Origin of the sequence: Janthinobacterium sp. PSPC3-1 (assembly GCF_049896105.1) — a bacterium.
Taxonomy (GTDB): domain Bacteria; phylum Pseudomonadota; class Gammaproteobacteria; order Burkholderiales; family Burkholderiaceae_D; genus Janthinobacterium.
Genome location: NZ_JAFCTQ010000067.1, coordinates 1 through 15,496, shown reverse-complemented (window position 1 = coordinate 15,496; position 15,496 = coordinate 1). Strand labels below are relative to the sequence as shown.

General features: G+C 59.8%; 16 protein-coding genes. 5 read left to right on the top strand and 11 right to left on the bottom strand.

All coding sequences use genetic code 11. The features are described from left to right. Positions 1-124 precede the first annotated feature (124 nt). From ACP7B7_RS30865 to modA, 4 genes are read right to left on the bottom strand one after another with little or no spacing between them, the layout of a single operon-like run. On the bottom strand, positions 125-892 hold the full coding sequence (locus ACP7B7_RS30865) for a TOBE domain-containing protein (protein ID WP_308925627.1): 768 nt from the start codon (positions 890-892) through the stop codon (positions 125-127). Between the two features lie 31 nt (positions 893-923). Then, positions 924-1,622: a sulfate/molybdate ABC transporter ATP-binding protein gene (locus ACP7B7_RS30860; RefSeq protein WP_426079251.1), complete on the bottom strand. Its 699-nt coding sequence runs from the start codon at positions 1,620-1,622 to the stop codon at positions 924-926. A 4-nt stretch (positions 1,623-1,626) separates the two neighbouring features. Further along, on the bottom strand, positions 1,627-2,298 hold the full coding sequence (gene modB / locus ACP7B7_RS30855) for a molybdate ABC transporter permease subunit (protein ID WP_308923163.1): 672 nt from the start codon (positions 2,296-2,298) through the stop codon (positions 1,627-1,629). A gap of 14 nt (positions 2,299-2,312) precedes the next feature. Next, positions 2,313-3,074, bottom strand: a complete 762-nt coding sequence (modA, locus tag ACP7B7_RS30850) for a molybdate ABC transporter substrate-binding protein (RefSeq protein WP_308923164.1) — start codon at positions 3,072-3,074, stop codon at positions 2,313-2,315. 138 nt (positions 3,075-3,212) lie between these two features. On the opposite strand from modA, the gene ACP7B7_RS30845 reads away from it, so the two are divergent. Both ACP7B7_RS30845 and ACP7B7_RS30840 read left to right on the top strand, forming a co-directional pair. Then, on the top strand, positions 3,213-4,445 hold the full coding sequence (locus ACP7B7_RS30845; protein WP_308923165.1) for a putative DNA modification/repair radical SAM protein: 1,233 nt from the start codon (positions 3,213-3,215) through the stop codon (positions 4,443-4,445). After that, entirely contained in the window at positions 4,442-5,869 is a 1,428-nt protein-coding gene (locus ACP7B7_RS30840) for a UdgX family uracil-DNA binding protein (RefSeq protein ID WP_426079250.1), read from the top strand. The genes ACP7B7_RS30845 and ACP7B7_RS30840 overlap by 4 nt, the downstream gene beginning before the upstream one ends. Before the next feature lie 91 nt (positions 5,870-5,960). Here the strand turns inward: ACP7B7_RS30840 and ACP7B7_RS30835 are convergent, their stop codons facing one another. From ACP7B7_RS30835 to ACP7B7_RS30825, 3 genes are all read right to left on the bottom strand, one after another. After that, complete coding sequence (locus ACP7B7_RS30835; protein ID WP_426079249.1) at positions 5,961-6,605, bottom strand: hypothetical protein; 645 nt, start codon at positions 6,603-6,605, stop codon at positions 5,961-5,963. Continuing rightward, positions 6,605-7,606 carry an ImmA/IrrE family metallo-endopeptidase gene (locus ACP7B7_RS30830; RefSeq protein WP_426079248.1) on the bottom strand — a complete coding sequence of 334 codons (1,002 nt, stop codon included), beginning with the start codon at positions 7,604-7,606 and terminating at the stop codon, positions 6,605-6,607. The genes ACP7B7_RS30835 and ACP7B7_RS30830 overlap by 1 nt, the downstream gene beginning before the upstream one ends. A 210-nt stretch (positions 7,607-7,816) precedes the next feature. Beyond that, positions 7,817-7,951, bottom strand: coding sequence for a hypothetical protein (locus ACP7B7_RS30825; RefSeq protein WP_426079253.1), 135 nt, complete (start codon positions 7,949-7,951; stop codon positions 7,817-7,819). On the opposite strand from ACP7B7_RS30825, the gene ACP7B7_RS30820 reads away from it, so the two are divergent. Further along, positions 7,899-8,540, top strand: a complete 642-nt coding sequence (locus ACP7B7_RS30820; protein ID WP_426079247.1) for an ATP-binding protein — start codon at positions 7,899-7,901, stop codon at positions 8,538-8,540. The genes ACP7B7_RS30825 and ACP7B7_RS30820 overlap by 53 nt on opposite strands. A 30-nt stretch (positions 8,541-8,570) precedes the next feature. Here ACP7B7_RS30820 and ACP7B7_RS30815 read toward each other — a convergent pair whose 3' ends face one another. The 4 genes from ACP7B7_RS30815 to ACP7B7_RS30800 all read right to left on the bottom strand — a co-directional run bounded on the left by ACP7B7_RS30815 (position 8,571) and on the right by ACP7B7_RS30800 (position 13,384). Next, complete coding sequence (locus ACP7B7_RS30815; RefSeq protein ID WP_308923169.1) at positions 8,571-9,584, bottom strand: bile acid:sodium symporter family protein; 1,014 nt, start codon at positions 9,582-9,584, stop codon at positions 8,571-8,573. Between the two features lie 101 nt (positions 9,585-9,685). After that, complete coding sequence (gene rhaI, locus ACP7B7_RS30810; protein WP_426079246.1) at positions 9,686-10,981, bottom strand: L-rhamnose catabolism isomerase; 1,296 nt, start codon at positions 10,979-10,981, stop codon at positions 9,686-9,688. 69 nt (positions 10,982-11,050) lie between these two features. Next, positions 11,051-13,159 carry a bifunctional rhamnulose-1-phosphate aldolase/short-chain dehydrogenase gene (locus ACP7B7_RS30805; RefSeq protein ID WP_426079245.1) on the bottom strand — a complete coding sequence of 703 codons (2,109 nt, stop codon included), beginning with the start codon at positions 13,157-13,159 and terminating at the stop codon, positions 11,051-11,053. A 12-nt stretch (positions 13,160-13,171) separates the two neighbouring features. Continuing rightward, on the bottom strand, positions 13,172-13,384 hold the full coding sequence (locus ACP7B7_RS30800) for a hypothetical protein (protein WP_426079244.1): 213 nt from the start codon (positions 13,382-13,384) through the stop codon (positions 13,172-13,174). 102 nt (positions 13,385-13,486) lie between these two features. On the opposite strand from ACP7B7_RS30800, the gene ACP7B7_RS30795 reads away from it, so the two are divergent. After that, positions 13,487-14,320: a DeoR/GlpR family DNA-binding transcription regulator gene (locus tag ACP7B7_RS30795; RefSeq protein ID WP_426079243.1), complete on the top strand. Its 834-nt coding sequence runs from the start codon at positions 13,487-13,489 to the stop codon at positions 14,318-14,320. A gap of 85 nt (positions 14,321-14,405) precedes the next feature. Further along, positions 14,406-15,392 (top strand): rhamnose ABC transporter substrate-binding protein, encoded by a 987-nt coding sequence (rhaS, locus tag ACP7B7_RS30790; RefSeq protein WP_426079252.1) that lies wholly within the window; start codon positions 14,406-14,408, stop codon positions 15,390-15,392. The last annotated feature ends 104 nt before the right edge of the window (positions 15,393-15,496 follow it).

The window sequence follows — 15,496 nt, the reverse complement described above, 5'->3', positions numbered from 1 at the left end:
AAGAATTTTGACAGCGGTCGATGTTGTTCGCAACACCACCAACCGCATGAGAGGAATAATACAAGGTCGGATTAGCGCTTGCGCGTAATCCGACATCACCACCGGCGCCAACAATGTTGTCGGATTACGCAGGCACACCCAGAATCACGCTCGACGCCTTGAACATCGCCGTCAGCTTGCTGCCGATGGCGATTGCCATCTCGCTGGCGCTCTGGTTGGTGATGATGGCGGCGATGGTTCCGCCACGCGGCAGATCGAGCACCACCTCGGTATTGACGGCGCCCGTCTGCACGCGCGTGACGGTGCCGGCCAGCTGGTTGCGCGCCGAGAAGCGCGCGCCTTCGCCATCCGCCACCAGGATGATGGACGAGGCCTTGATCAGCGCGAATGCTTCCACGCCGGGCGCCAGGCCCAGGCTGTCGCTGCTGCCCTGGGTGATGACGGCCACGATCTGCTGGCCGCCGGGCAGTTCCAGGATCACTTCGTCGTTGACCGCCCCAGACTTCAGTTCGGCCACCTTGCCCAGGAATTGATTGCGTGCCGTGGTTTTCATGGCCATTCTCCGTATCAGTAAAAGGTCGTCGGCGATGCCCTCGGCCTGGCTGCCCAGCTGGCGCAGGTAGCGCTCGTGCTCGCGTTCGATGATGCGAAAGTTGTCGACCAGCTGGCGCCCGCGCTGCGTCAGGCGCGTGCCGCCGCCGCCCTTGCCGCCCGCCAGGCGTTCTACCAGCGGCTCGCCGGCCAGGTTGTTCATCGCGTCGATGGCGTCCCAGGCCGCCTTGTAGCTCATTTTGACCGCCTTGGCCGCCTGCGTGATCGAGCCGCATTCGGCGATCGCGCCCAGCAACGCCACCCTGCCGGCGCCACCGAGGTGTTCACCGCCCACCGTCATCCATACCGAGCCTTGCAGGCCGATTTCTGCCTTATCCAATTTTCACCTCGTGTCTGTTTTCTTCCATCGTGTCGATGCGGCCATCGCGCAAGTAAAGCACATGGTCGCCGAGGATGCGCGCGTCTTCCGGGTCGTGCGTAATCAATATCATCGGCACGCCCAGGCGCTGCTGCCACTGGCTCAGTTCCAGCCGCATGGTGACACGCAGGGCCGGATCGAGGGCGGCGAACGGTTCGTCCAGCAGCAGCGCGGCCGGCTCCGACACCAGTGCCCTTGCCAGCGCCACCCTCTGGCGCTGGCCGCCGGACAACTCGTCGGGATACTGGTGCGCCAGTTCCTGCAAATGAAACGCATCGAGCCAATGCTCGACCTTGGCCAGTTTCTCACGCGCGCGCGGATTGAACCAGCCGCGCGCCAGCCCGAAGCCCACGTTCTGGCGTACCGTCAGGTGCGGGAACAGCGCATAGTCCTGGAACAGATAGGCCACATTGCGCTGTTGCGGCGCCAGGTTGATGCCGGCAGCGGAATCGAACAGCGTACGGCCATTGAGGCGGATATGGCCGGCGTCCGGGGTGAAGAGTCCGGCAATTGCCTTCAGGGTCATGCTCTTGCCGGCGCCAGACGGGCCATACACGGCGATGCGCTGGCTGGTCGAGCTGCACTGCACGTGCAGCTCAAAATGGCGTTTGCCGGAGCGCAAGGTGGCGCGGATATCGAGGTCGAGTTGCATGGTTTTACTTGTGAACGATGCGGCCAGGCGCCAGCGTGCCGGCCGACAGCAGCACCACGATGCAGACCACCGAGGTAATCAGTACCAGCATATTGGCGACCTCATCCTGGCCCGCCTGTACCGCCTCGTACACGGCCACCGACAGGGTCTGTGTCTTGCCGGGTATGCTGCCGGCCACCATCAGGGTCGCGCCAAATTCGCCCAGCGCGCGCACAAAGCCCAGCAGCACGCCGGCCAGGATGCCGCGCCAGGCCAGCGGCAGGGTGACGCGAAAGAAAATGGCGATTTCGGATATGCCCAGCACGCGCGCCGCCTGTTCCAGCTGGCCATCGACCGCTTCAAACGCCGCCCGCGCCGGTTTGAACACCAGCGGAAAAGCGACGATGGTGGAAGCGATCACGGCGCCCTGCCAGGTAAAGATCAGGTTGATGCCGAAGTGTTCCTGCAGCCAGATGCCGATGCTGCCGCGCCGGCCCAGCAGCACCAGCAGATAATAGCCCAGCACCGTGGGCGGCATCACCATCGGCAAGGTCAATACCGCGTCGAGCAGGTCGCGCCCGGGAAAGCGGGCGCGGGCCAGCAGGTAGCCGGTACCGATGCCCAGCAACAAATTGAGCGCCGTGGCCCATGCCGCCACTTTCAGCGACAGGGCCAGCGCGGTCCAGGCGATATCCATCCGGTGCGATCAGCTTATGGTTTTTTGAATCCGTATTTGGCCAGGATGGCTTGCGCCGGCGCCGTTTGCAGATAGCTGACAAAGCGTTTGGCCTCGGCCGCATTGGCGCTGCCCTTGATGGTGGCGATCGGGTACAGCACCGGCGCTTCCAGCGGCACCTCGAACACCACCTTGACCTTGTCTTTCATGATGGCCGCGTCGGTGCCGTACACAAAGCCCGCATCGACTTCGCCGCGCGCCACGTAGTCGAGCGACTGGCGCACGTTCTGCGTGCTGATGGCCTTGGCCTGCACGCCGTCCCACAGATTCGCCTTTTTCAGCGCGCCTTCCGAATAGCGGCCCACCGGCACGCTGGCCGGATTGGCGATCGCCACGCGCGTCACGCTTTTCTGCGTCAGGTCATTCAGGTTCCTGAGTCCGAGCTTGCTGTCCGACGGCACGATCAGCACCAGGCTGTTGCTGACGAAATCATGGCGGTCGGCTGGCAGCACCAGGCCTTCTTTTTGCGCCGTGTCCATGGTTTCCTGGTCGGCCGAGGCAAACACGTCGACCGGTGCGCCCTTGACGATCTGCTGCAGTAGTACACCCGAAGCGGCGAAGTTCAAGGAGACCTTGCTGCCCGGATACTGCGCCTCATAGCTTTGCGCCGCATCCTTGAAGGCGTTCGTCAGGCTGGCCGCAGCCGACACCACCACTTCGCCGGCCATGGCGGAGGTAGCGGCAGTGGTCATGAAAAAAGCGGCGGCAAGAAGGCGGGCAGCAGAGGTCAGGCGCATGGTCATATCCTTGAGAGTGAGCAATCAACAGAAGCGTAATATACACGGATATATAGCGTCTTGCCATTGCATGGATCAAGCAGGCGTTAGCCGGCCATCCCTGATATACTGTATATACATACAGTATTGAGGTGCCCCATGGAATTGACGGACAAGCTGGAAATCCTGGCCGATGCGGCCAAGTACGACGCGTCCTGCGCCAGCAGCGGTGCGCCCAAGCGCCACTCGATCGGCAAGGACGGCTTTGGCGCCACCTCGGGCATGGGCATCTGCCACAGCTATACGCCGGACGGGCGCTGCGTGTCGCTGCTGAAGATCCTGTTGACCAATTACTGCCTGTACGACTGCCAGTACTGCGTCAACCGCCGCACCTCGAACGTGCCGCGCGCCCGCTTCACGGTGGCCGAAGTGGTGAAACTGACGGCCGACTTTTACCTGCGCAACTACATCGACGGCCTGTTCCTCAGTTCCGGCATCATCCAGTCGGCCGACTACACGATGGAGCAGCTGGTGCAGGTGGCGCGCGAGCTGCGCGAGGTGCACCAGTTCCGCGGCTATATCCACCTGAAAACCATCCCCGACGCCGACCCGGCCCTGATCGAACAGGCGGGCCGCTATGCCGACCGCCTCAGCGTCAATATCGAACTGCCGACCCAGGACAGCGTGCAGAAGCTGGCGCCCGAAAAAAGCGTGCACACCATCAAGCTGGCGATGGGCTCGATCCGCCGCAAGCTCGATGAAAAAGCCGAGGAACCGAAGTCACCCCGTTTCGCGCCGGCCGGCCAGAGCACGCAGATGATCGTCGGCGCCGACGCCAGCGACGACCAGCAGATCCTCAACACGGCCGAGACCCTGTACGGCAGCTATAAACTCAAGCGCGTGTATTACTCGGCCTTCAGTCCGATTCCCGACAGCCCGAAAAGCGTGCCGCTGGCGCCGCCGCCGATGCTGCGCGAACACAGGTTATATCAAGCCGACTTTTTGCTGCGCAGCTACGGCTTCCAGGCCAGCGAACTGCTGCCCGCCAGCGGTGGCAACCTGGCGCTCGATATCGACCCGAAACTGGCCTGGGCGCTGGCGCACCGCGAGCATTTTCCGATGGACCTGAACCGCGCCGCGCTGCACATGATCGCGCGCGTGCCTGGCATCGGCCTGCGCAACGCGCAGCGCATCGTCGATCTGCGCCGCCTGCGCCAGGTGCGCTACGCCGACCTGTCGCGCCTGCGCTGCAGCATGAAAAAGATCTCTCCCTTTATCATCACGGCCGACTACTTTCCCGCGCGCGACACCACCACCTCCGAAAACCTGCGCCGCGCCATGACGGAAGCGCCGCAGCAGATGAACTTGTGGCCGGAGCTGCAGGCGGCATGAACCAGGTCGTGCGGCTGGCGCAGTCGTTCGGCGAGTGGCGTGCTGCAGCGCGGGAGCTGATCGCGCTTGGCGTGGCGCCAGTCCATATCGCCTGGCAATCGCAGCCCGGCGACGGCGACCTGTTTTCGTCAACACCGGACGCAACCGATACCAGCGCGCCGCCGCTGCGCCTGCCGCGATCCCTGGTGGAACTGCTGGAAAGCGCCGCCTGCTTCAATGTGCAGGATCGCTGGGCGTTTTTATATCAGGTGCTGTGGCGCTGGCAGCAGGGCCAGCACGATGTGATCTCGCCGGCCGATGCGGATGGCGCGCGCTTGCACGGCATGGCCAAGGCCGTGCGCCGCGAAGAGCACGACATGCACGCCTATGTGCGTTTCCGCGAGCGCGAAGAAGCGCAGGGTGCGCCGCGTTTCGTGGCCTGGTTCGAGCCCGTGCACGACGTGCTGCCGCAAGTGGCGCGCCACTTCGCGCGCCGCATGGGCCCCATCAGCTGGATGATCGCCACGCCGACCGCCACCATGCTGTGGGACGGCACAACCCTGCACGCCGGCCCGGCCCTGATGCGCGGCGCGGCCGAGCGCGGCCCGGCCGATATCGACGACGCCGGCGAAGCGCTGTGGCTGACCTACTACCGCAGCATCTTCAACCCCGCGCGCCTGAATGCCGACCTGCTGCGCAGCCATATCCCCTCGCGCTTCTGGAAAAATCTGCCGGAAGGCGCCATCGTGCCCGCCATGGTCAGCAGCGCCGCCAACGGCGAGCGCCGCACGGGCCAGACCGCCACCGTCGGCCAGCGCAGCGGCGCAGCGATGATCCCGATCTCCGCCGAACGCGCCCAGCCCGCGCGCGAACTGCCCACCACGCTGGACCAGTGCCGCCGCTGCGAACTGTGGAAAAGCGCCACCCAGGCCGTGCCCGGCGTCGGTCCCGCGCAAGCGGCCATCATGCTGGTCGGCGAACAACCGGGCGACCAGGAAGACCTGGCCGGCTTGCCGTTTGTCGGCCCGGCCGGCGCGGTGCTGGAGCGCGCCATGCTGGAGGCGGGCGTGGCGCGCGACAGCATTTATCTGACCAACGCCGTCAAGCATTTCAAATGGGAACCACGCGGCAAGCGCCGCCTGCACAAGACGCCAGCACAACGCGAAATCGCCGCCTGCCATGACTGGCTGGAACAGGAACTGGCCAGTGTAAAACCGCAAGTGATCGTGGCGCTGGGCAGCACGGCCTTGAAGTCGATATTGCAGGATGGCTCGGCCACCATGACGCCGCTGATCGGCACGCCGATTCAGCATGACGGCCGCTGGGTGGTGACCGTGTATCACCCGTCGTATGTGCTGCGGGCGCCGGATGAGGAGGCCAGGGGGCAGGCGTATCGGGTGATTGTCGAAGGCTTAAAACGAGCGCTAAAATTAGCTGAAATATAAATTTTCGATATTAATTTATCAAAATTTTTACTTATTAACATCAGAAGAAAGATCTAATGAATTTTTTACTGATTCGTACGATGACGTAAGCTTATTCGACCCTAAGTTCATGAGGTAATCTCTCTTTGGCAGTCAAGAATAAAGATACCTCGCGTGTAAAAGAAACCAAACATTCACGCAAATTATCTTCAGCCATATCTGGCCTTAAAACTTGTTTTAGTACGCCATCAGGCTTAGGGCAAGAAAGGAGTTTCTGCTTAAGTACTGGAAAACCAAATACATCTAACGCAAGCAATAACGCACTTTCGAAAGTAACCACTTTATCTATCAGACCGGCGTGTAACTCAGGCACAGTATCCTTGCAAGAGATCACCGCACGAAGAGCTTTCCGATCACCGGTAATTAAAGTTGAAGCATTATTGCTGATACATGCAACAAAAAGCTGTTGTTCTCCAGCGTCAATGTTCTGAATTCCAGAAACACGGCCTAATAATTCGATATTTTCTATTACAGGAATATCCTTAACCAAGTCTAAAAAATTCTTCAGACGTAAAACAGTTTCCTCATTACCACACTTAGAAAATAGCTTATCAGGATTTTTTGGAAGCAACTGATATCTTGCCGTTGTAGAGACAAAAATACTTTCTATCGGCGCCCCAAGAAGTTCAGGCAAAGAATCGAGCAAATCACACTGAGCAAGCTTCAGAATTATGTCGTTATCCGCAAGAACAATCACTAATCGACCTCGCCCACCATTTTTGCCAGAATTTCAAGATCATCTTCTTTCATCGAGTCTTGATCGAGACTGTCAAACAACTTTGCCCTAATTAGATCTTGATCTGATGGAGATGTTCCAACGATTTGTTTTACTGCATTTATAGCAACCGGCCAATGACCATGTGAATGACCATAGTTAAGTGCTACATGAGTTGGATCAATTTGTTTGCTCTCACCATGTCGAAGAGCAGCACTAGCTAATTCACTCCCTGTCAAATTTCTTCCGGCAGGAACAATTCTGCACTCCGCATCACCAGTGAGCAATTCTAATGCAAATCGATTGGCGGCACGTTCGTCCTCATCGTCAGCATCAGCATCAATTTTCTGATCAATTATGCAGCCGCCGTCTTTCAAATGTTTTAACGCAATATGGCCCAACTCATGCGCCAAATCAAATAAAAGGTAACCATGCGTAGAGCGTTTCGTAAGTACAATCACAGGGCGTCCGTGACAGTCAAATGCCAAGCCATCCATTTTTTTTGTTTTCGTGGGGAATTTTCCTAGATAGATAACAGGAATACCAATCGAAAAACAATAGTTTAGTAATTCTGAAAATCCAATCCACTTGGATTTAGCTAAAAGCTCCTTGCGCAGTACACTAGCATCTGGAACTACGACTGGCGACGTAAGTTCATCTAAACCACTCTGTACAATTCTTGCCGCAGAGAAGGCCAGAGCGCAAGCAACGTCTAGGGAATCCTCAGCAATGTCGGTACGACGTTTAAATTTTCGGGAGTCGGGCAACGCGAACACTGCCTCACTATCCTGCATCCACAGAGAGTCTGGTCGAATAGCCAATATTTTACCGAGCATTAAGGTTGCCTGCTGGTAGCCGGACGGTGTCTCGGCAATGGAATCATCCCACCACTCAGGTAGTAATGATCTGACAAAAGTAGGATTGAAACCTGATGTCTGCAGCTTTTTAAGTAGGGGCTGCATAGGTTTTTGAACGATAGCCATTGCATACCTCCAATAAAAAAACGCCGAAGATCTTGTACTTTTCCCTCAGCGTGGTCGGCACAATGTTCGAACGAGATGAATCTAAATGCAAAATCTGCATGCCAGTGTTTACGTACTGAAATATGTCAGTAGGCACTCACTCACGCTTCATAATTAAGCAAGTATAGCATTCAAAGTCAAGGGACGCCAAAAGCTTATTGGCATACGGTTTCAGAGTTCGAAAATAAGGAAGTAAACGTGGTCGTAAGTAGACAAGATTGTCACATCGACGCTGCTACCTTTGGCAGACATCTTGACCATCGGTATGCTGCTGGATACGCTTTTCTTAGAGGAGCAAAAGACGATGGCGATTTCGTCTTCCTTGGAAAAATCTCAAGCTGCTGACCAAGGTGACGTGTACGATCACAAGCTGATCATCTGGAACGCCGGCCAGTTGCCGCCTGACTGGTCGCTGACGCGCCTGATAAGCAAGCACTCGTCGCAGCCCGCCAACCCGGACATTGCCCGCACCTTGTTCCTGGCCGGCTTGATCGAATCGTGGGGCCGTGGCATCGACCTGATTCGCCGGGCATGTGTGGCCGAGGCCAGTCCGGTACCGAGATTCGATTGTGACAGCGCGGCATTCTGGGTGGAGTTTCCGTTTCCGTTGCCTGCCTCGACAAATTTATCGCCACCGTATGACGTTGGCGAAAAGACTTTGCTTGAAACGCCGGTTAAAACGCCGGTTAAAACGCCGGTTAAAACGCCGGTTAAAACGCCGGAGGCAATCCTGCAATATCTTGCGGATAAGCCGGACATGACGCTGGCCGAAGTGGCTGCCCGGATGGGCAAATCGCTCAGTGCGGTCCAGCGGTCCAGCGCAAAGCTCGTCAAGGATGGCAAGCTGAAATATATTGGCCCTCAGAAGGGCGGCCATTGGGAAGTGCCGACATGACGTCACGCGCTCACTTCGCAGCGCCTTTCTTTACAGCGTAGACACCGGCACTTCTTTCTCCTCATCCCGGCGCGCATACCGCTGCGCAATCACCGCGCACACCATCAGCTGGATCTGGTGGAACAGCATCAGCGGCAAAATCACCATGCCCAGCGAGCGGGTGGAAAAAAGCACCTTGGCCATCGGCACGCCGCTGGCCAGGCTTTTCTTGGAGCCGCAAAAGACGATGGCGATTTCGTCTTCCTTGCTGAAGCCCAGGCGGCGACTGACAAAGGTAGAGATGCCCAGCACCAGCGCCAGCAGCAGCAGGCTGATCAGGCCCAGTGCCACCAGGGTTTCCACCGACAGGGTGTGCCAGATGCCTTCGTTGACCGCTTCGCTGAAGGCCGTGTAGACCACCAGCAAAATCGAGCCCTGGTCGACATATTTCAGCGTGGCTTTATGACGGTCGACCCAGCGGCCGATCCAGCGGCGCAGGAACTGGCCGGCCAGGAAGGGCAGCAGCAGTTGCATCACGATCGACAGCACGGCGTCGACGGACGATTTGCTTTCCGCGCCTTTCGCCACCAGCAGGCCCACCAGGATGGGCGCCAGGAAAATGCCGATAAAGTTCGAGGCCGAGGCGCTGCAGATGGCGGCGGGAACGTTGCCGCGCGCCATGGCCGTCATGGCGATCGAGGACTGCACGGTGGACGGCAGCGCGCACAGGAACAGAATGCCCATGTACAGGTCGGGCGTGAGGAAGGTCAGGGCCAGCGGACGCAGCGCCAGGCCCAGCAGGGGGAACATGACAAAGGTGCTGGCCAGCACCAGCAGGTGCAAGCGCCAGTGCAGGGCGCCGGCCACCACCGCTTCGCGCGACAGCTTGGCGCCGTGCAGGAAAAACAGCAGGCCGATGGCGACGGTGGTGACATGGCCGAACACCACGGCGGTGGTGCCCGAACACGGCAGGAAGCTTGCCAGCGCGACGGTCACCAGCAGGGCGATCGTGAAGTTATCGGGTTTCAGATTGCGCAGCAGGGCGCCGGGGGAGAAAGAAGACATGCGTAGGCCTGGTTGCGGCGCACCCTTGCGCCAGTGCCAGGCATTCTACCTGCTTGCCTGGCGGCATGCCCGGGAGATGCATGCCGCCTTTGCTATTTCACTTAAACAATCCCGCTGCTGCTGGCGCCTGCTTTTGGTGGACGCGCCACGCCGCGCGCTTCGCGGTAGCCGCTGCTGCGGTAGCAGGCGACCGGATCGATGGCCGCGCCCGAACGCAGTCGCGCCATGGCCAAAATCGCGCTGACATCGGTACGGAAGGCCTGTTTCAAGGCTTGCGCCGAGGCATGCACGTCATTGCTTTCCTGCAGATGGCGCAGGCCGGCGCGGTCGACCAGCGCGGACTGGATAAAGGCGCGCTGGACTTCCACCGCGCTGCTCATCAGGCTTTCGATCGGGTCGGTCACATTGTGCGACTGGTCCAGCATGTAGGCGGGGTTGAAGGTGCTGCCTTCGCGCTCGGCCGCATCGGCCAGTTCGTTGAAGACCAGGAACAATTGGAACGGATTGATGCTGCCCGAATCGAGGTCGTCGTCGCCGTATTTGCTGTCGTTGAAATGGAAGCCGCCCAGTTTGCCGAACTGCGCCAGGCGCGCGACGATCATTTCGATGTTGGTGTTCGGCGCATGGTGGCCCAGGTCGACCAGGCATTTGGCTTTCGGTCCCAGGGTGGTGGCGCAGGCAAAGCTGGTGCCCCAGTCGGCGATCGTGGTGGCGTAGAAGGCCGGCTCGAACAGCTTGTGCTCGATGAAAATATTCCAGTCGGCGGGCAGGGCGCCGTAGATGTCGCGCATGCTGTCCAAGTAGCGCTCCAGCGCGCCGCGCAGGTTATGCTGGCCGGGGAAGTTGGCGCCGTCACCGACCCACACCGTCAGCGCTTTCGAGCCCAGCGCGCGACCCAACTCGATGCACTCGATATTGTGCTCGACCGCCTGCGCGCGCACGGCCGCGCTTTGCGACGTCAAACTGCCGTGCTTGTAGGTATGCGCCTGGCCCAATTGATCCTGGAAGGTGTTCGAATTGACGGCGTCAAAACCCAAGCCGTAGCCTTCGGCGATTTCGCGCAGGGCGGCCGTGTCGCTGACCTTGTCCCACGGAAAATGCGGCGAGACGGCGGGCGTGGCTTGCGTCAATTGATGGATGACGGCGCAGTCTTCCAGCTTTTCAAAGATATTGCGCGGTTCGCCCACGCCAGGGAAGCGGGCAAAGCGGGTGCCGCCAGTGCCGGCGCCCCAGGTGGGCACGGCCACGGCAAAAGTCTGCGCCAGCGCCGTCAGTTTTTCAATGTCCTGGCCGCGCCGTTCCAGCACGCCGGCCAGCGCCGCGTAGTCGGCGTCGAGGTTGGACTGCAGCTTGGCATTGTGTTCGGCCACCAGGCCGCTATCGATCATGGTGTTCATGTTTTGTCTCCTTGTGCGCAGCGCGGCGCATGGGCCGGCTGCTTTTTTATAGGACTTGATTATCGCGGATTATCGGGTAAATGCGGCCGCATTGCCCGCGTCCACATTGATGATATTGCCGGTGCTCTTGGCGGCTTTTTCGCTGGACAGGAAATACACGGCTTCGGCGATGTCTTCCGGCAGCACGCTGCGTTTGAGCATGCTGCGCTGGCGGTAGAATTCCTCGATATCGTCCGAACCGATCTTGTTCGAGGCGGCCCGCTCTTCCTTCCACTTGCCGTCCCATATACGCGAACCGCGGATCACGGCGTCGGGATTGACCACATTGACGCGGATGCCATGCGGCGCGCCTTCCAGCGCCAGGCAGCGCGCCAGGTGAATCTCGGCCGCCTTGGCAGTGCAATAGGCGGAGGCGCCGCCGGAGGCCACCAGGCCATTCTTGCTGGCCACATATACCATGCTGCCGCCCAGCTGCTGCTGCTTCATGATGCGGAAGGCGGCGCGGCTGACGAGGAAGTAGCCGGTGACCAGAATCGACTGGTTGCGTTCCCACATTTCCAGGGTCGTGTCTTCCACCGGCGCCGACGAGGCGATGCCCGCGTTCGACACCAGCAGGTCGACGCCGCCAAAGCGCAGCGCGGTGGCGTTCAGGATGGATTCCACCTCCTGCTCACCCGTGATATTGGCGCGCACGGTGGCGATATTGTCGCGGCCAGCTACCTTGAGCAGGTTCTGCTCGGCTTCTTCCAGGGCGCCGCCATCGATATCGGTCAGCATCACGCACGCGCCTTCCTGCAGCAGCTGGCGGGCCACGGCCTGGCCGATGCCGCCGCCGCCGCCCGTCACCAGGGCGATACGGCCGGCCAGGCTTTTCGGTTTCGGCATGCGCTGCAGCTTGGCTTCTTCCAGCAGCCAGTATTCGATATCGAACGCTTCCTGTTCCGGCAGGCCCACATAGGTGTCGACGCCATTGGCGCCGCGCATCACGTTGATCGCATTGACATAGAACTCGCCGGCGATGCGCGCCGTCGCCTTGTCCTTGGCGAACGACAGCATGCCCACGCCGGGGATCAGATAGATGATGGGGTTGGCGTCGCGCACGGCCGGGCTGTTGTCGTGCTTGCAGCGCGTGTAGTAGGCGATATAGTCCTCGCGGTAGGCGGCCAGCGCCTCGTCCAGGCCCGCCACCAAGCGATCAAAATCGGGGCTGGCGGGATCAAAATCGATCACGAACGGGCGGATCTTGGTGCGCAAAAAGTGATCGGGGCAGGAGGTGCCGAGCGCGGCCAGCGGCAGCAAGTCATTGCTGCAGACAAAATCGAGCACATTGGCGCTGTCGTCGAAGTGGCCGAGCTTGTATTCGTCCTGGCTGATCTTGCCGCGCAGCAGTGGCATCAGGCGCTGCGCCAGCGCGGCGCGTTCTTCCGACGGCAGCGGTGCGACCTTGGCGCCGCCGAATGCCGGTTGTTTGGTGTTCGCCGCCAGCCAGTCTTCGGCGCGCTTGATGATGGCCAGGGTCACTTCATAGCAGGACTTGGCCGTGTCGCCCCAGGTAAACAGGCCGTGGCCTTCGAGGATAATGCCTTTCAGGTTCGGCTGCGCCTGCGACACGGCTTCCAGTTTCAGGCCCAGGTCGTAGCCGGGGCGCTGCCATGGCAGCCAGCCCAGTTCGCCTTCGAAGATCTTTTGCGTGAGCGCGCGGCTGTTGGCGCAGGCGGCGATCGCGATCACCGCGTCGGGGTGCATATGGTCGACATGCTTGCGCGCGATATACGCGTGCAGCGGGGTATCGATGCTGGCCGCGCGCGGGTTCAGGTTGAAGGTGCAGTGCGGCAGATAGGCCACCATCTCGTCTTCCAGCGCCAGGCCCCGGTAACGGCCTTTCAATGCGTTCAGCTTGTCCATGTACAGGGTGGAAAAGCCGTCGAGCTTGATGCTGCCCAGGTCGCCGCCGGAACCTTTCACCCACAGCACTTCGGCTTCGGTACCCGTCAGCGGGTCGGTCATGGTGATCTTGGCCGAGGTATTGCCGCCGCCAAAGTTGGTGATGCGCATGTCCGAACCGAGCAGGTTCGAGCGGTACAGCAGCAGTTCCGGTTCGCTCAAGGTTGCGGCGTGCGCGTCGTCCCACAGCGAAGCCATGGGCGCGGGCGATTTGGTGTCCATCGTGGCGGTCATACAGTGTCTCCATTATTGGTTATGTGTGCCCATTGCCATGGCCGCATCTGTGTGCGGAACGCCATGACGGCAGCAGCGCTCAGTAGAAATCAGTGGCCTGGTCATGTCAATCAACAAGCAATCAAAACGGTGAGAGAAACGCAAATAATCATCATGTTGATCGGAACCCCGATCACCCATTTGCGCGATCGCCAAATAATCACCATGTTGATTGATTGTTGACATGGACTGCTCAACTGCTTAGGCTGGCTCACCGATAAAGAAGTCGTCCCTGGCCTTTGCGCACCGCGCCGCAGCCGCCAAGGAGATGACTCAAGAGGAGACAACGTGATCAATCACAAACGCCGCAAAGGGCTGTTGAAGTTACTCGCCGAGCACACCACGGCGAGCGTCGACCAATTGGTCGGCTGGCTCAATTCGTCGCCGGCCACCGTGCGGCGCGATATCGCCTGGCTGGCCGAGCGCAATCTGCTGGTGCGCACCCGTGGCGGCGCGGAAAGCCTGCCGCAAAAAAAACAGCGTACCTTTGCGCTGTCGGGCGAGACATTCCAGAACAATATCGACCGCTGCGCCGCACAGAAACGCGCGATTGCCAGGCACGCCTGCGGCCTGTGCGCGGACGGCGACACCATCATCATCAATGGCGGCACCACCACCTATCGCATGGTGGAATTTCTGGTCGACAAGCGCCTGAAAATCCTCACCAATTCCTTCATGATGGCCGAGCGCCTCCTGATGACGAGCGAGAATGAAATCATCCTGCCGGGCGGCAAAGTCTACCGCGAGCAGAACGTCATTTTGAGCCCCTTCGACAACGATATCAGCCAGCACCATTACGCCGGGAAAATGTTCATGGGCGTGTACGGCCTGTCGATGCTGGGCCTGATGGAAGCGGACCCGATGCTGATCCAGGCCGAGAAGCGATTGATCAGCCAGGCCGAAGAACTGATCGTGCTGGCCGACAGCAGCAAGTTCGCGCGCAAGGCCGGACTGATCCTGTGCGGCCTGAACCGCGTGTCCTGCGTCATCACCGATACCGGTGCGTCGGATGCGGCCGTGCAGATGCTGGAACAGTCGGGCGTGAAAGTGCTGACGGTGGCGCCCGAACCGGCCGCCGAATCGACCCTGCTGCCGGCGGAACCGGAATGGCAAGTCAACTAAAAACCAATAACAAGATGGCAGGGGACATGGTGTCTACCGCCACATCAATAATAAAAGGAGACGTGGCATGAAGATGAACAAAATGATGGTGGCGGTCCTGAGCACCTGCATGATGGCCTGCCTGGCCACCGGCGCGCAGGCGGCGGAAAAAATCAAGATCGCGATGGTGGTGAAGAACCTGGGCAACGGTTTTTTCGACGCCGCCCACGAAGGCGCCAACGAAGCGGCCAAGCAGCTGGGCGACGTGGAAATCATCTACACGGGTCCGACCACGGCGACGGCCGAAGGCCAGATCGAAATCATCAGTTCCCTGATCAGCCAGAAGGTCAAGGCCATCGTCATTTCCGCCAACGACGCCAATGCGCTGGTGCCGATCACCAAGAAAGCCATGCAGCGCGGCATCAAGGTCATTTCCTTCGACAGCGGCCTGGCCAAGGACGGCCGCCTGATGCAACTCAATCCATCGAGCCCGGCCCTGATCGGCCAGAAGCAGATCGAAATGGCGTCCGACGCCATCGGCGGCGCCGGTGAAATCGCCATCCTGTCGGCCACGGCGCAGGCGACCAACCAGAATATCTGGATCGGCGAAATGAAGAAAACGCTGGCCCAGCCCGCGTATTCGAAAATCAAACTGGTGTCGACCGTGTATGGCGACGACCAGTCCGACAAAAGCTACCGCGAAGCGATCGGCCTCTTGCGCAGCAACCCGAACCTGAAAGCCATTATCGCCCCGACCACGGTCGGCATCAATGCGGCCGGCAAGGCCGTGGTCGATGAAAAACTGGTGGGCAAGGTGTATGTGACGGGCCTGGGCCTGCCATCGGAAATGGCCGGCCACGTGAAAAGCGGCGCCGTGAAAAGTTTCGCGATCTGGAATCCGATCGACCTGGGCTATGCCGCCACCTATGCCGCGCATCAATTTGTTATTGGCAAAGCCACCGGCAAGGCCGGCGAATCGATCGCCGTGGGCCGCATGGGCAAGCTGACCGTCGATGCGGCGGGCGAAGCGGCGCTGGCGCCACCGTTCACCTATGACAAGGATAACGTCGACAAGTTCTCGAAGATTTTTTGATGGGCTTTGTATGCAATGACGTCAACTGTAGATACTGTTATCCCCGTCAAGCGTTGTGCAAGGTCGGATCAAATATTTTTCCAGACCTGAGCACACCGAATGCC

What these genes read in the sequence shown, in the direction of transcription:
- rhaS (WP_426079252.1), top strand. Translation starts at nt 14,406, where the DNA reads ATGGTGGCGGTCCTGAGCACCTGCATGATGGCCTGCCTGGCCACCGGC.
- ACP7B7_RS30800 (WP_426079244.1), bottom strand. Translation starts at nt 13,384, where the DNA reads ATGTCAACAATCAATCAACATGGTGATTATTTGGCGATCGCGCAAATG.
- ACP7B7_RS30830 (WP_426079248.1), bottom strand. Translation starts at nt 7,606, where the DNA reads ATGGCTATCGTTCAAAAACCTATGCAGCCCCTACTTAAAAAGCTGCAG.
- rhaI (WP_426079246.1), bottom strand. Translation starts at nt 10,981, where the DNA reads ATGAACACCATGATCGATAGCGGCCTGGTGGCCGAACACAATGCCAAG.
- ACP7B7_RS30805 (WP_426079245.1), bottom strand. Translation starts at nt 13,159, where the DNA reads ATGACCGCCACGATGGACACCAAATCGCCCGCGCCCATGGCTTCGCTG.
- ACP7B7_RS30860 (WP_426079251.1), bottom strand. Translation starts at nt 1,622, where the DNA reads ATGCAACTCGACCTCGATATCCGCGCCACCTTGCGCTCCGGCAAACGC.
- ACP7B7_RS30845 (WP_308923165.1), top strand. Translation starts at nt 3,213, where the DNA reads ATGGAATTGACGGACAAGCTGGAAATCCTGGCCGATGCGGCCAAGTAC.
- modA (WP_308923164.1), bottom strand. Translation starts at nt 3,074, where the DNA reads ATGCGCCTGACCTCTGCTGCCCGCCTTCTTGCCGCCGCTTTTTTCATG.
- ACP7B7_RS30840 (WP_426079250.1), top strand. Translation starts at nt 4,442, where the DNA reads ATGAACCAGGTCGTGCGGCTGGCGCAGTCGTTCGGCGAGTGGCGTGCT.
- ACP7B7_RS30815 (WP_308923169.1), bottom strand. Translation starts at nt 9,584, where the DNA reads ATGTCTTCTTTCTCCCCCGGCGCCCTGCTGCGCAATCTGAAACCCGAT.
- modB (WP_308923163.1), bottom strand. Translation starts at nt 2,298, where the DNA reads ATGGATATCGCCTGGACCGCGCTGGCCCTGTCGCTGAAAGTGGCGGCA.
- ACP7B7_RS30865 (WP_308925627.1), bottom strand. Translation starts at nt 892, where the DNA reads ATGACGGTGGGCGGTGAACACCTCGGTGGCGCCGGCAGGGTGGCGTTG.